The organism is Pseudacidovorax sp. 1753, assembly GCF_040544975.1.
Lineage (GTDB): Bacteria > Pseudomonadota > Gammaproteobacteria > Burkholderiales > Burkholderiaceae_C > Xenophilus.
Map to the genome: position 1 here is coordinate 21380 of NZ_JBEPKY010000020.1, position 13652 is coordinate 35031.

General features: G+C 68.4%; 12 protein-coding genes. All 12 read left to right on the forward strand.

The annotated features are described in order from the left end of the window. The first annotated feature begins 15 nt into the window (after positions 1-15). On the forward strand, positions 16-2124 hold the full coding sequence (locus tag ABIC63_RS22615) for a 3-hydroxyacyl-CoA dehydrogenase NAD-binding domain-containing protein (RefSeq protein WP_354321463.1): 2109 nt from the start codon (positions 16-18) through the stop codon (positions 2122-2124). A gap of 28 nt (positions 2125-2152) precedes the next feature. Then, complete coding sequence (locus ABIC63_RS22620; RefSeq protein ID WP_354321464.1) at positions 2153-3655, forward strand: M20 family peptidase; 1503 nt, start codon at positions 2153-2155, stop codon at positions 3653-3655. Further along, positions 3652-4827 (forward strand): acetyl-CoA C-acyltransferase, encoded by a 1176-nt coding sequence (locus tag ABIC63_RS22625; protein WP_294374104.1) that lies wholly within the window; start codon positions 3652-3654, stop codon positions 4825-4827. Before ABIC63_RS22620 ends, ABIC63_RS22625 begins: the two co-directional genes overlap by 4 nt. A 31-nt stretch (positions 4828-4858) precedes the next feature. Next, on the forward strand, positions 4859-5284 hold the full coding sequence (locus ABIC63_RS22630; RefSeq protein WP_294374101.1) for a PaaI family thioesterase: 426 nt from the start codon (positions 4859-4861) through the stop codon (positions 5282-5284). 74 nt (positions 5285-5358) lie between these two features. Beyond that, positions 5359-7191: an acyl-CoA dehydrogenase gene (locus ABIC63_RS22635; protein ID WP_354321465.1), complete on the forward strand. Its 1833-nt coding sequence runs from the start codon at positions 5359-5361 to the stop codon at positions 7189-7191. Continuing rightward, complete coding sequence (locus tag ABIC63_RS22640) at positions 7191-7406, forward strand: hypothetical protein (protein WP_295524613.1); 216 nt, start codon at positions 7191-7193, stop codon at positions 7404-7406. Before ABIC63_RS22635 ends, ABIC63_RS22640 begins: the two co-directional genes overlap by 1 nt. 37 nt (positions 7407-7443) lie before the next feature. After that, entirely contained in the window at positions 7444-8241 is a 798-nt protein-coding gene (locus ABIC63_RS22645; protein ID WP_354321466.1) for an SDR family oxidoreductase, read from the forward strand. Between the two features lie 51 nt (positions 8242-8292). Continuing rightward, positions 8293-8727: a PaaI family thioesterase gene (locus tag ABIC63_RS22650; protein WP_017759261.1), complete on the forward strand. Its 435-nt coding sequence runs from the start codon at positions 8293-8295 to the stop codon at positions 8725-8727. A 15-nt stretch (positions 8728-8742) separates the two neighbouring features. Then, positions 8743-9759, forward strand: a complete 1017-nt coding sequence (locus tag ABIC63_RS22655) for an NADP-dependent oxidoreductase (RefSeq protein WP_354321467.1) — start codon at positions 8743-8745, stop codon at positions 9757-9759. A 67-nt stretch (positions 9760-9826) separates the two neighbouring features. After that, positions 9827-11497, forward strand: a complete 1671-nt coding sequence (locus ABIC63_RS22660) for an isovaleryl-CoA dehydrogenase (RefSeq protein WP_354321468.1) — start codon at positions 9827-9829, stop codon at positions 11495-11497. A 116-nt stretch (positions 11498-11613) separates the two neighbouring features. Beyond that, positions 11614-12555, forward strand: coding sequence for a glutathione S-transferase family protein (locus ABIC63_RS22665; protein WP_354321469.1), 942 nt, complete (start codon positions 11614-11616; stop codon positions 12553-12555). A 134-nt stretch (positions 12556-12689) separates the two neighbouring features. Further along, entirely contained in the window at positions 12690-13604 is a 915-nt protein-coding gene (locus ABIC63_RS22670) for an SDR family oxidoreductase (protein ID WP_354321470.1), read from the forward strand. Positions 13605-13652 lie beyond the last annotated feature (48 nt).

The window sequence follows — 13652 nt, forward strand, 5'->3', positions numbered from 1 at the left end:
CCCAAGGAACGCAGCATGACGGCTGAATACAAAGTCCACGGCGACGTGGCCGTGATCACCATGAGCAACCCGCCGGTCAACGGCCTGGGCTATGCCACGCGGATCGGCATCACCGACGGCCTGGCCAAGGCCTTGGCCGACTCGGCCGTCAAGGCCGTGGTGATCACCGGCGCGGGCAAGGCCTTCTCCGGCGGCGCGGACATCAAGGAATTCGGCTCGCCCAAGGCGCTGGCCGAGCCCAACCTGCTGTCGGTGATCCTCGCGCTCGAAGCCTCGACCAAGCCGCTGGTGGCCGCCATCCATTCGGTCTGCATGGGTGGCGGGCTGGAACTGGCCCTGGGCTGCCACTACCGCGTGGCCGCACCGGGCACCAACGTGGCGCTGCCCGAGGTCAAGCTGGGCCTGATCCCCGGCGCTGGCGGTACGCAGCGCCTGCCGCGCGTGCTGGGCGTCGAGGCCGCCCTCAACATGATCGTGAGCGGCGAGCCGGTCAAGAGCGAGCGCTTGGCCGGCCTGCCGGGCCAGAAGCTGTTCGACAAGATGGCCGGCTCGGCCGAGTCGGTGCTCGAAGAAGCCATCGCCTTCGCCCGCGAGGTGGCCGCCAAGGGCGGCGACCTGCCGCTGGTGCGCAACCTGCCCTGCCGCCATCCGCAGGGCGATGCCTACTTCCAGTTCGCCAAGAACATGGTGGGCGGCATGTCGAAGAACTATCCCGCGCCGCTCAAGTGCGTGGAGGCGGTGCAGGCCGCCACCAAGATGAAGTTCGACGACGGCATGGCCTTCGAGCGCCAGAACTTCATCGCCCTGATGTTCACGCCTGAATCGGCGGCGCTGCGCCATCTGTTCATGGCCGAGCGCGCCGCCGGCAAGATCGCCGACGTGCCCGACGACACGCCGCAGCGCCCCGTCAAGACGGTGGGCGTGATCGGCGCCGGCACCATGGGCGGCGGCATCAGCATGAACTTCCTGAACGCCGGCATCCCGGTGACCATCCTGGAGATGAAGCAGGAGGCGCTGGACCGCGGCGTGGCCACCATCCGCAAGAACTACGAAGCCCAGGTCAAGAAGGGCAAGCTCAAGGCCGAGAAGTACGAGGAGCGCATGGCGTTGCTCAAGACCACGCTGAGCTACGACGACCTGAAGGACTGCGACCTGATCATCGAGGCCGTGTTCGAGGAACTGGGCGTCAAGGAAAAGGTGTTCACCCAGCTCGATGCCGTGGCCAAGCAGGGCGCCATCCTGGCCTCCAACACCTCCACGCTCGACGTCGACAAGATCGCAGCCTTCACCAAGCGTCCGCAGGACGTGATCGGCATGCACTTCTTCAGCCCGGCCAACGTGATGAAGCTGCTGGAAGTGGTGCGCGGCGCCAAGACGGGCAAGGACGTGCTGGCCACGGTGATGAGCCTGGCCAAGAAGATCAAGAAGACGGCCGTGGTCTCGGGCGTGTGCGACGGCTTCATCGGCAACCGCATGATCGAGCAGTACAGCCGCCAGGCCGGCTTCCTGCTGGACGAAGGCGCCACGCCGGCGCAGGTGGACAAGGCCATCGAGAAGTTCGGCTTCGCCATGGGCCCCTTCCGCATGGGCGACCTGGCGGGCAACGACATCGGCTGGGCCATCCGCAAGCGCCGCTCGGTGGAGCAGCCCGACATGAAGTACAGCCGCACGGCCGACAAGCTGTGCGAGCTGGGCCGCTTCGGCCAGAAGACCGGCGCCGGCTGGTACGACTACCAGGCGGGCAAGCGCGACGCGATCCCGTCCAAGCTGGTGGAGGACATGATTGCCGAGCACCGCAAGCAACTGGGCATCACGCCGCGCAAGATCAGCGACGAGGAGATCGTGCAGCGCCTGGTGTATTCGCTGGTGAACGAGGGCGCGCACATCCTGGAAGACGGCATTGCCAGCAAGGCCAGCGACATCGACATGGTCTACATCACGGGCTATGGCTTCCCGATCTTCCGCGGCGGCCCGATGCACTACGCCAGCCAGCAGGGCCTGTTCAACGTGGTGCAGGCGATGCAGCGCTTCGGTCGCAACCCGAACGACGATGCCAAGTTCTGGGAGCCGGCGGGCCTGATCCGCAAGCTGGCAGCCGAAGGCAAGGGCTTCGACCAGGCCTGAGGCCGAGACGCCGCCGAACCGACCACCGATGATCCGCCGCCTCCTGCTGATCCTGCTCGCCGCGCTGGTGCTGCTGGCCGCGGCGCTGGGCATCAACACCTGGCGTCAGGGCTCGCGGCAGATCGCCGTGGCGCCCGCGCCGAAGGCGGACATCGACCTCGCTTCGGCAGCGCAGCGATTGGCGGGCGCGGTCCGCTTTCGCACCATCTCGGCGATGGACGGCTCCGGCGAGTCCAGCGCTGAGTTCGACAAGTTCCAGGCCTACCTGGCCCAGCAGTTCCCGCGCGTGCACGGTGCGCTGCGCAAGGAGGTGGTGGGCCGACATGCGCTGCTCTTCACCTGGGAAGGGCGGGACCCCAAGGCCATGCCCGCGGCGCTGATGGCGCACCAGGACGTGGTGCCCATCGCGCCCGGCACTGAGCGCGCCTGGAGCGTGGATCCCTTCGCCGGCAAGGTGAGGGACGGCTTCATCTGGGGCCGCGGCACCATGGACGACAAGGGCAACCTGCTCGCCCAGCTGGAGGCCGTGGAGTCGCTGCTGGCCGCTGGCTTCCAGCCGCGCCAGACCCTCTATTTCGTCATGGGCGACGACGAGGAGGTCAGCGGCCTGCGCGGCGCCAGGCCCATCGCCGAGCTGCTGCAGTCGCGCGGCGTCGAGCTGGAATGGGTGCTCGACGAGGGCCTGCTGGTGCTCGACGGCGTACTGCCCGGCCTCTCGAAGCCCGCAGCCCTGGTCGGCCTGGCCGAGAAGGGCTACGGCACCTTCTTCCTCACGCTCGACACCTCGCCCGGTCATTCCTCCATGCCGCCCGCGCACAGTGCCATCGGCCGCATGAGCGCGGCGTTGGCACGGCTGGAGGCTTCGCCCATGGCCGGCGGCATCCGCGGCGTGGCAGGCCAGATGTTCGGCACGCTGGCGCCCGAGATGAGCCCGCTCAACCGCGTGATGCTCTCCAACCTCTGGCTGACCGAACCGCTGGTGCGCAGCCAGCTCGAGAAGAGCCCCAGCAGCAATGCGATGCTGCGCACCACCACGGCGCTGACCATCGTGCGCGCCGGCAACAAGGACAACGTGCTACCCGGCCGCGCCGAGGCGGCCGTCAACTTCCGCGTGCTGCCCGGCGACACGCTGGACAGCGTGCAGGCCCATCTGAAGAAGGCGCTCGCCGACGACGACATCCAGATCAAGGCCTACCCCGGCAATGCCGAGCCGTCGCCCGTCTCGCCCACCGACAGCACGGGCTATGCGCTCATCGAGCGCAGCATCCGCGAGCGCTTTCCCGATGCGGTGGTGGCCCCCGGCCTGATGACCGCCGCCACCGACTCGCGCCATTTCACGGGCATTTCGAAGGCGGTCTACCGCTTCTCGCCCATCCGTGTGGACAACGAGGACCTGCCTCGCTTCCACGGCACCAACGAACGCCTGAGCATCGCCGCCTACGGCGACATGATCGGCTTCTACCAGCAGCTGCTGCGCAACGCGTCGCAGCCCGCTTCCGTTTCCGCCTCCATTCAAAGGAAGACACCATGACCCGCGCCGTGATCGTTTCCACCGCCCGTACGCCGCTCGCCAAGAGCTGGAAGGGTGCCTTCAACATGACCCACGGCGCCACGCTGGGCGGCCATGCCGTGCAGCATGCGGTGCAGCGCGCCGGCATCGATGGCGCCGAGGTCGACGACGTCATCATGGGCTGCGCCACGCCCGAAGGCGCCACCGGCAGCAACATCGCGCGCCAGATCGCGCTGCGCGCCGGCCTGCCCATCACGACCTCGGGCATGACCATCAACCGCTTCTGCTCCTCGGGCCTGCAGACCATCGCCACCGCCGCCCAGCGCATCATCGCGGGCGAGGGCGAGGTGTACGTGGCCGGCGGCGTGGAGAGCATCTCCTGCGTGCAGAACGAGGCCAACAAGCACATGCTGACCGATCCCTGGCTGGTGAAGAACAAGCCCGAGATCTACTGGAACATGCTGCAGACCGCCGAGCAGGTGGCCAAGCGCTACAACATCGGTCGCGAGGCCATGGACGAGTACGGCGCGCGCAGCCAGCAGCGCGCCACCGCCGCGCTGGAAGCCGGCAAGTTCAAGGACGAGATCGCCCCCATCACCGTGCTCGCCGGCGTGGCCGACGGCCAGCTGGGCCTGATCACCAAGGAAGTCACCGTCGAGAACGACGAAGGCATCCGCCCCGGCACCACCAAGGAAGGCATCAGCGGCATCCGCCCGGCCATCCCCGGCGGCCTGATCTCGGCCGGCAATGCCAGCCAGTTCTCCGATGGCGGCGGCGCCTGCGTGGTGGTTGACGAAGCCTATGCCGAGCGCAAGGGCCTCAAACCCCTGGGCCGCTTCCTGGGCTTCTCGGTGGCCGGCTGCGAGCCCGACGAGATGGGCATCGGCCCGGTCTTCGCCATCCCGAAGGTGCTCAAGAAGCTGGGCCTGACGGTCAATGACATCGACCTGTGGGAGCTGAACGAGGCCTTCGCCGTGCAGGTGCTGTACTGCCGCGACAAGCTCGGCCTGCCGGACGACCGCCTGAACGTCAACGGCGGCGCCATCGCGGTGGGGCATCCCTACGGCGTGAGCGGCCAGCGCCTGACCGGCCATGCGCTGATCGAAGGCAAGCGCCGCGGTGCCAAGAAGGTGGTGGTGACCATGTGCATCGGCGGCGGCATGGGTGCTGCCGGCGTGTTCGAGGTTCTCTGATCCTCAGCGGACGCGCACCGAAGGCATGGCGATGAAGGTCGATCTGCCCACGCTGCAGGGCTTCTTCGCCAGTGCGCCCTTCATGGCCGACCTGGGCGTGCAGGCCACGGGCGGCGAAGCAGGGCGGGTGCGCACGGCGCTCACGCTCGCGCCGCGCCACCTGCAGCACACGGGCGTGGTGCATGCGGGTGTGATGGCCTCCATTGCGGACCACACCATGGGGGCTGCGGCACAGACCATGGCGCCCGACGGTTTCTGGATCGTCACCGCTGAGTTCAAGACCACCCTCCTGCGAGGCGCCCGCGGTGTGCGCCTGGAGTGCGAGGCCTGGGTGCTGCGCGCGGGGCGTCAGCTGAGCTTCGCCGAGGCTGAGGTTTACGCCGTCGCAGCCGATGGGCAGCGCACGCTGGCCGTCAAGGCGGCTGGCACGATGGCCCTGATTTCGGCGCAGGGCTGAACAAGGCGTCCAGGCCGCTACTGCGCCAAACCCGCGTCAAGCACGGGCGCGGTCTTCTTCACGACGAGACAACCATGAGCTATCGCGACACCCTCGACTTCCTGCTGTACGACTGGCTCCATGCCGAGCGCCTGAATGAGCGCCAGCGCTTCGCCGACCATTCGCGCGAGACCTTCGATGCCGTGCTGGACACCTGCGAGCGCATCGCCCGGGAGAAGTACGCGCCGGCCAATCGCACGGTGGATGTGGAGGAGCCGCATTTCGACGGCGAGAAGGTGATCCTGCCGCGCGCCACGCACGAGGCCCATGCGGCCTTCGTCGAGAGCGGCATGATGGCCGCCGCGCAGGACTACGACATCGGCGGCATGCAGCTGCCCTATACGGTGCAGGCGGCGGCCAACTCCTTCTTCGCCATGGCCTCGGTGAGCATCGGCTCGAACATGCTCACCAGCGGCAACGCCAACCTGCTGATGGTGCATGGCACCGAGATGCAGAAGCAGGTGTTCGCGCTCAACGAGTTCTCGGGCCGCTGGGCCGGCACCATGTGCCTGTCGGAGCCGCAGGCCGGTTCTTCGCTGTCGGACGTGGCCACGCGGGCGGTGCCGGACGGCGAGGGCTTCGAGAACGATCCGCTCGGCCCGCGCTACCGGCTCAAGGGCAACAAGATGTGGATCTCGGCCGGCGACCATGAGCTGACCGAGAACATCGTCCACATCGTGCTGGCGAAGATCCCCGATGCCGAGGGCAAGCTGATCCCCGGCGTCAAGGGCATCTCGCTCTTCATCGTCCCCAAGAAGATGGTGGACACCGAGGGCAGGCTGACCGGCGAGCGCAACGACGTGGCGCTGGCCGGCCTCAACCACAAGCTGGGCTGGCGCGGCACCACCAACACGCTGCTGAACTTCGGCGAGGGCAAGTACCCGGTCGACGGCAAGGCCGGGGCCGTGGGCTATCTGGTCGGCAAGCCGGGACAGGGCCTGGCCTGCATGTTCCACATGATGAACGAGGCCCGCATCGGCGTCGGCACGGCCGCTGTCATGCTCGGCATGGCGGGTTATCACGCTTCGCTGGACTATGCCAAGAACCGGCCGCAGGGCCGGCCCGTGGGCCCCGCCGGCAAGGACGCGACCCGGCCCCAGGTGCGCATCATCGAGCACGCCGACGTGCGCCGCATGCTGCTGGCGCAGAAGGCGTACTGCGAAGGCGCGCTGGCGCTGCAGCTGTACTGCGCGCGCCTGGTGGACGAGCAGAAGACCGGCAGGCCCGAGGCCGCGGACGACGCCCGCCTGCTGCTGGAAGTGCTGACGCCCATCGCCAAGAGCTGGCCCAGCGAATGGTGTCTGGAGGCCAATTCGCTGGCCATCCAGATCCACGGCGGCTATGGCTACACGCGCGACTTCCCGGTGGAGCAGTATTGGCGCGACAACCGCCTGAACATGATCCACGAGGGCACGCACGGCATTCAGGCCGCCGACCTGCTGGGCCGCAAGGTGCTGATGGAAGGCGGCAAGGGCCTGCAACTGCTGGGCGCCCGCGTGCAGGAGACCATCGCCCGCGCCGCGGCCCGGCCCGAGCTCGCCGGCTTTGCCGATGCGCTGGGCCAGGCCTTCGGCCGCGTCACCGCCGCCATTCAGGCCGCCTGGTCCACTGGCAACCCGGCCGAGGCGCTGGTCAATGCGGTGCCCTACATGCAGGCCTTCGGCCACATGGTCCTGGCGTGGATGTGGCTGGACGTCGCCGACAAGGCCATCGAGAAGGACAATGGCGCGACCTCGGTGTCGACCACCGGCCGCCTCGGCGCCGCGACCTACTTCTTCCGCTACGAACTGCCCAAGATCGGCGCCTGGCTCAACGTGGTCGAGAGCCGCGAACCGGTCTGCGCAGACCTTCCCGAAGACGCCTTCTGATGACCTCCCAAGCACCCGTCCGCCCGCCCAAGCAACGCCACTGGACCGAGAAGCTGAGCTGGATCCTGATCTATGCCGGCCTGTTCACGGTGGTGTTGGGCATCGCCACCGCCCGCCAGGACGAGCCGCTGGGCTGGTCCATCGGCGTGCCGGGCGGCGTGGCCGTGCTGGCCGGCGTGGTGCTGATCTACATCCGTTCCCGCATCAAGCCCTGAGGCCGTCCGCGGCCCTAATTCTGGAGACCTTTCACCCATGACCGCACGCACCGTCCAGCAACTGTTCGACCTCAAGGGCAAGGTCGCCCTGATCACCGGCGGCTCCCGCGGCCTGGGCCTGCAGATGGCCCATGCGCTGGGCGAGGCCGGCGCCCGGGTCATGCTCAGTTCGCGCAAGGCCGAGGACCTGGAGCAGGCCGCGGCCGAGCTGCAGGCGGCCGGCATCGATGCGCGCTGGATCGCTGCCGACTGCAGCAAGGAAGAGGACACCCGCCGCCTGGCCGACGAGACGCTGGAGCGCATGGGCGCCGTGGACATCCTGGTCAATAACGCGGGCGCCAGCTGGGGCGCCGCGGCCGAGGAGCATCCGGTCTCGGCCTGGGACAAGGTGATGAACCTCAACGTCCGCGGCTACTTCATCCTGAGCCAGCAGATCGCCAACGGCTACATGATCCCGAAGAAGACGGGGCGCATCATCAACATCGCCTCGATCGCGGGCCTCAACGGCAACCCGATCGGCATGAAGACCCTGGCCTACAACACCTCCAAGACCGCGGTGATCGGCTTCACCCGCACGCTGGCCGCCGAGTGGGGCCGCCATGGCATCAACGTCAATGCCATCTGTCCGGGCTTCTTCCGCACCAAGATGGCCTCGGGGCTGATCGACCAGCTGGGCGAGGACAACATGAAGGCCGCCGCGCCGCTCAATCGCCTGGGCGATGATGAAGACCTCAAGGGCATCACGCTGCTGTACGCCAGCGACGCGGGCAAGCACATCACCGGCCAGTGGATGGCGGTGGATGGCGGCACCAGTGTCGTGCTGGGCGCGGCCTGAGCCCGCCTTTCCATCGAACCCGCGCCGCCTCGTGCGGCAGCCTTCCAGACCATGAACATTTCCTTCGGCGTCGACATTCCCTTCGTCCACCACCTGGGCTTCACGATGCACCGCTTCGAGGGCGGGGAATCGGAGTTGCACTACACGCCGGCCGATGAGCACCTCAACAGCTTCCAGGTGGCGCACGGCGGCGCCTGCATGACGCTGCTGGACGTGACCATGGCCACCGCCGCACGCAGCGTGCAGCCGGAGATCGGCGTTGTCACCATCGAGATGAAGACCAGCTTCATGCAGCCCGCCCGCGGACCGCTGGTGGCCTATGGCCGCCTGATGCACCGCACGGCCACCATGGCCTTCACTGAGGCGCGCATCGTCGACGCAGCCGGCCGGCTGTGCACGCACGCTACCGGCACCTTCAAGTACGTCAAGCGCCTGCCGGTCGATGGCCGAGGCGTGCATGACCTCAAACCCCTTTCCACCGACTGACAGAGAGAGCCAACCATGCCGCAGAACAAGCAGATCCATCTGGACAACCGCCCGACCGGCGAGGCCGAGCTGTCGAACTTCAAGCTCGTCGTGGGCGAGACGCCGGCTCTGGCCGACGGCCAGGTGCTGGTGCGCCACCACTACCTCAGCCTGGACCCGTACATGCGCGGCCGCATGAACGACTCCAAGAGCTATGCCGCCTCGCAGCCCCTGGGCCAGACCTTCCAGGGCGGCACGGTGGGCGAGGTGGTCGAGAGCCGCCATCCCAAATTCGCCGTCGGCGACAAGGTGGTCGGCTTCGGCGGCTGGCAGGAATACGGCGTGGTCGACGCCAACCAGCCCGGCGTGCTGCGCAAGGTCGACACCACGCATGTGCCGCTGTCGCACTACCTGGGCGCGGTGGGCATGCCCGGTGTGACGGCCTGGTACGGCCTGGTCAAGATCATCGCGCCCAAGGCGGGCGAGACGCTGGTCGTCACGGCCGCAAGCGGCGCCGTCGGCAGCGCCTTCGGCGCGCTGGCCAAGGCCCGTGGCTGCCGCGTGGTCGGCATCGCGGGCGGTCCGGACAAGTGCAAGTACGTGACCGACGAGCTGGGCTTCGACGCCTGCATCGACTACCGGCAGCACCCCGACGTCAAGAGCATGAGCGCCGCGCTCAAGGAAGCCTGCCCCGACGGCATCGACGGCTACTTCGAGAACGTGGGCGGCTACATCCTCGACGCCGTGCTGCTGCGCCTGAACGCCTTCGCCCGCATCGCCCTGTGCGGCATGATCGCCGGCTACGACGGCCAGCCGCTGCCCATCCAGAACCCCACGCTGCTGCTGATCAACCGCGTGAAGCTCGAAGGCTTCATCGTCAGCGAGCACATGGAGGTGTGGCCCGAGGCGCTCAAGGAGCTGGGCACGCTGGTGGCCACCGGCAAGCTGCGCCCGCGCGAGTCCGTCGCCGTGGGGCTAGAGAAGGCGCCCGAGGCCTTCCTGGGCCTGCTCAAGGGCAAGAACTTCGGCAAGCAGCTGGTCAAGCTCTTCTGATGCATTGATCCCGACCCGGCCGGAGCGCCGGGCCCCGCAACCGGCACCACGAGGCCAGGAGGCAGGCATGAACCCCTTTGTCACGCACGAAGTCTTCAACCAGCCCGAGCCGCTGGTGGACTACGACCTGTTCGCCACGAACCGTGCGCTGCAGGACGCCCTGCGCTTCAACGCGCCGGGGCTGGAGCTGGCACCGCTGCAGGCGCTGGGCCGCGAGGTGGGCACGGCGCAGATGCACCAGCATGCGCGCCTGGCCAATGTGCACACGCCGGTGCTGCACACGCACGACCGCTTCGGGCGGCGCATCGACGAGGTGGAGTTCCATCCCAGCTACCACGCGCTGATGACGGCCGCCGTGGGCGCGGGGCTGCACGGCACGCCGTGGGCGGAGGCGGGCGATCCGGCATCGGCCGGCGCAGGCCGCTCGCCGCACGTGCAGCGCGCCGCCGGCTTCATGCTCTTCACCGAGCTGGAGCCTTCGATGCTCTGCCCCATCTCCATGACCTATGCGGCCACGCCCGGCCTGCGCGGCCACGCCGCCATCTACGCCGACTGGGCGGCCAAGCTTCAGAGCCGCTGGTACGACCCGCAGTTGGCCGTCTGGCGCGACAAGCCGGGCGTGACCATGGGCATGGGCATGACCGAGAAGCAGGGCGGCTCGGACGTGCGGGCCAACACCACGCAGGCTGTGCGGGACGGCGCCGATGCCTGGGGCGAGCGCTATGAGCTGACCGGCCACAAGTGGTTCTTCTCGGCGCCCATGTGCGATGCGTTCCTGGTGCTGGCGCAGGCGCCGGCCGGGCTGACCTGCTTCTTCCTGCCGCGGGTGCTGCCGGATGGCACGCGCAACGCACTGCGCATCCAGCGCCTGAAGGACAAGCTGGGCAACAAGGCCAATGCCAGTTCCGAGGTCGAGTTCCACGGCGCCACGGCCTGGCTGGTGGGCGAGGAAGGCCGAGGCGTGCCGCAGATCCTCGAGATGGGCACCATGACCCGGCTCGACTGCTCGCTGGGCACCAGCGGCCTGATGCGGCAGGCGCTGGCGCAGGCCCTCAACCACACGGCGCAGCGCAGCGCCTTCGGCCGGCCGCTGATCGAGCAACCGTTGATGAAGAACGTGCTGGCCGACATGGCGCTCGAGAGCGAAGCGGCCGTGGCCCTGTCGATCCGCCTCGCGCGCGCCTTCGACCGCACGCAGGATCCGCGCGAGCGCCTGCTGGCCCGCGTGCTCACGCCCATCGCCAAGTTCTGGATCTGCAAGCGCGGCGCCGCGCTGGCGCAGGAAGCGATGGAATGCCTGGGCGGCAACGGCTACGTGGAGGAGGGCGGCGAAGGCGTACTGGCCCGCATCTACCGCGAGATGCCGGTCAACTCCATCTGGGAGGGCGCCGGCAACATCATGGCCATCGACCTGCTGCGCGCCCTGCGCAAGGGCGACATCGCCGCCGCGCTGGCCGAGGAACTCGCTCCCGCCCGCGGCGCGCATCCCGCGCTCGACCGGCTGATGGACGCCCTGCCCACGCGCGTGGAAGCCATGGCCACCGAGACGCAGGCCCGTCGCCTGGCGCAGGACGTGGCGCTCGCCGTGCAGGCGGCCCTGCTGGTGCAGACGGCACCCGCCGCGGTGCACGAAGCCTTCTGTGCCTCGCGCATCGGTGGCGACTGGGGCCAGACTTTCGGCACACTGGGCGAGGGCGCCGATTTCGATGCCATCCTGGCCCGGGCCATGCCGCGCTGAGCGGGCCCTTCGCCGGGCCGCATCGCCGGTCCGGCCCACCGTTCTTCGCATCCGACCCACGCAGCGGCCTGCGCCGCTGAATCCGGCGCCATGCCGCCGCCTTTTCCGGAGTCTCCATGGCAGACATCATCCTGCACCACTACGCCGCCTCGCCCTTCTCGGAGAAGGTGCGCCTGCTGCTCGGCCACAAGAAGCTGGCCTGGAAATCGGTCATCATCCCCTCGGTCATGCCAAAGCCTGACCTGGTGGCGCTGACCGGCGGCTACCGCCGCACGCCGGTGCTTCAGGTGGGGGCCGACGTGTATTGCGACACTGCTCTCATCGCCGATGTGCTCGAACACCTGCATCCGGAACCCACGCTCTACCCCGAGCCCGAGAAGGGCCTCGCGCGCATCGTGGCGCAGTGGGCCGACAGCACGCTGTTCTGGGCCGCCATGGCCTGGAACCTTCAGCCCAAAGGCGCGGCCGAACTTTTTGCAAACCTCCCGGCCGAAGCGGCAAAGGTCTTCGGCGAGGACCGCGGCAAGATGACCGCCGGCAACATGGCACGCATCAAGCCGGCCGATGCCGCCGCCGCCTACAAGAGCTACCTGCGGCGCCTGTCGGACATGTTGGATGACCGCAGTTACCTGCTGGGCGAGGTGCCCTGCATCGCTGACTTCGCGGCCTACCACCCGCTCTGGTACACCAGCCGCGTCAATGCCGTGAAGTCCATCCTGCAGCTCACGCCGGCGGTGGTCGACTGGATGGACCGCATCAAGGCCATCGGCCATGGCAGCTTCGAGAAGATCAGCTCGGCCGATGCGCTGGCCATCGCCAAGGCCGCCGCACCCAAGACCCTGCTGACCGACAGCACCTTCCAGGACGACCACGGCATCCCGCTGGGCAGCGCGGTGACGATCCGTGCCGAAAGCTTCGGCCTGGAAGAAACCGCCGGTACGCTCGTGGCGGCCACCCGCACGCACTTCACATTGGCGCGCGAGGACGAGCGTGCGGGGTCACTGCACGTGCACTTTCCGCGCACCGGCTACGTGCTCAAGACGGCCAACGCAGGCTGACCGCCACCAGTGCGGCAGGCGCTTGTCTGCCGCCGTCGCCTGCAGGACAGCCATGAGGCACCGCGGGCGCTCCAATCGCTCACACAGCGGCTTTCATCCGCATTCCAGAGACAACGGCAAAAGGACCGACTTCCATGATCCAGGACTTCCACGGCAAGACCGCGGTGCTGACCGGCGCCGCTTCCGGCTTCGGCCTCGAGTGCGCGCGCATCGGCGCGGCGCGCGGCATGAACCTCGTGCTGGTCGACGTGCAGCAGGATGCGCTCGACAAGGCCGAGGCCGAGATGAAGGCCTCCGGCGTGCAGGTGATGGCTCGCAAGGTGGATGTCTCCAGCGCCAGCGAGATGGAGGCGCTGGCCGCGGCGGTGAAGGAGCGCTTCGGCGCGCCGCATTTCGTCTTCAACAACGCGGGCGTTGGCGCCGGCGGCCTGGTGTGGGAGAACACCGTGGCCGACTGGGAGTGGGTGCTGGGCGTGGACCTGTGGGGCGTGGTGCACGGTGTGCGCCTGTTCGTGCCCATGATGCTGGAGGCCGCCGAGAAGGATCCGGCCTACCGCGGCCACATCACCAACACGGCCAGCATGGCCGGGCTGCTGACGCCGCCCAACATGGGCATCTACAACGCCGCCAAGGCCGCGGTGGTGAGCCTGACCGAAACGATGTACCAGGACCTGCGCCTGGTGACCGACCAGGTGGGCGCCAGCCTGCTGTGCCCGTACTTCGTGCCCACCGGCATCACCCACAGCGAGCGCAACCGGCCCGGCGGCTCGCTCGCGCAAGGCCAGCTGACCAAGAGCCAGCTCATCGGCCAGGCGATGACCGAGAAGGCCGTCACCAGCGGCAAGGTCACGGCGGCCGAAGTGGCGCACAAGGTCTTCCAGGCCATCAGCGACAACCAGTTCTATGTCTTCAGCCACACGGGCGCCAAGGCCCTGGGCAACGTGAAGAGCCGCATGGAGAACATCGTCGCCATCCAGAACCCGGCCGATCCCTTCCTGGAGCGGCCGGAGGTGGGGGCGCAGTTGAAGGCGCAACTGCGCGGCGGTTGAGCGGGACTGCCTTCGGCGGAGGGCTCGCTTGCAGGCGAGCAGGGCCGA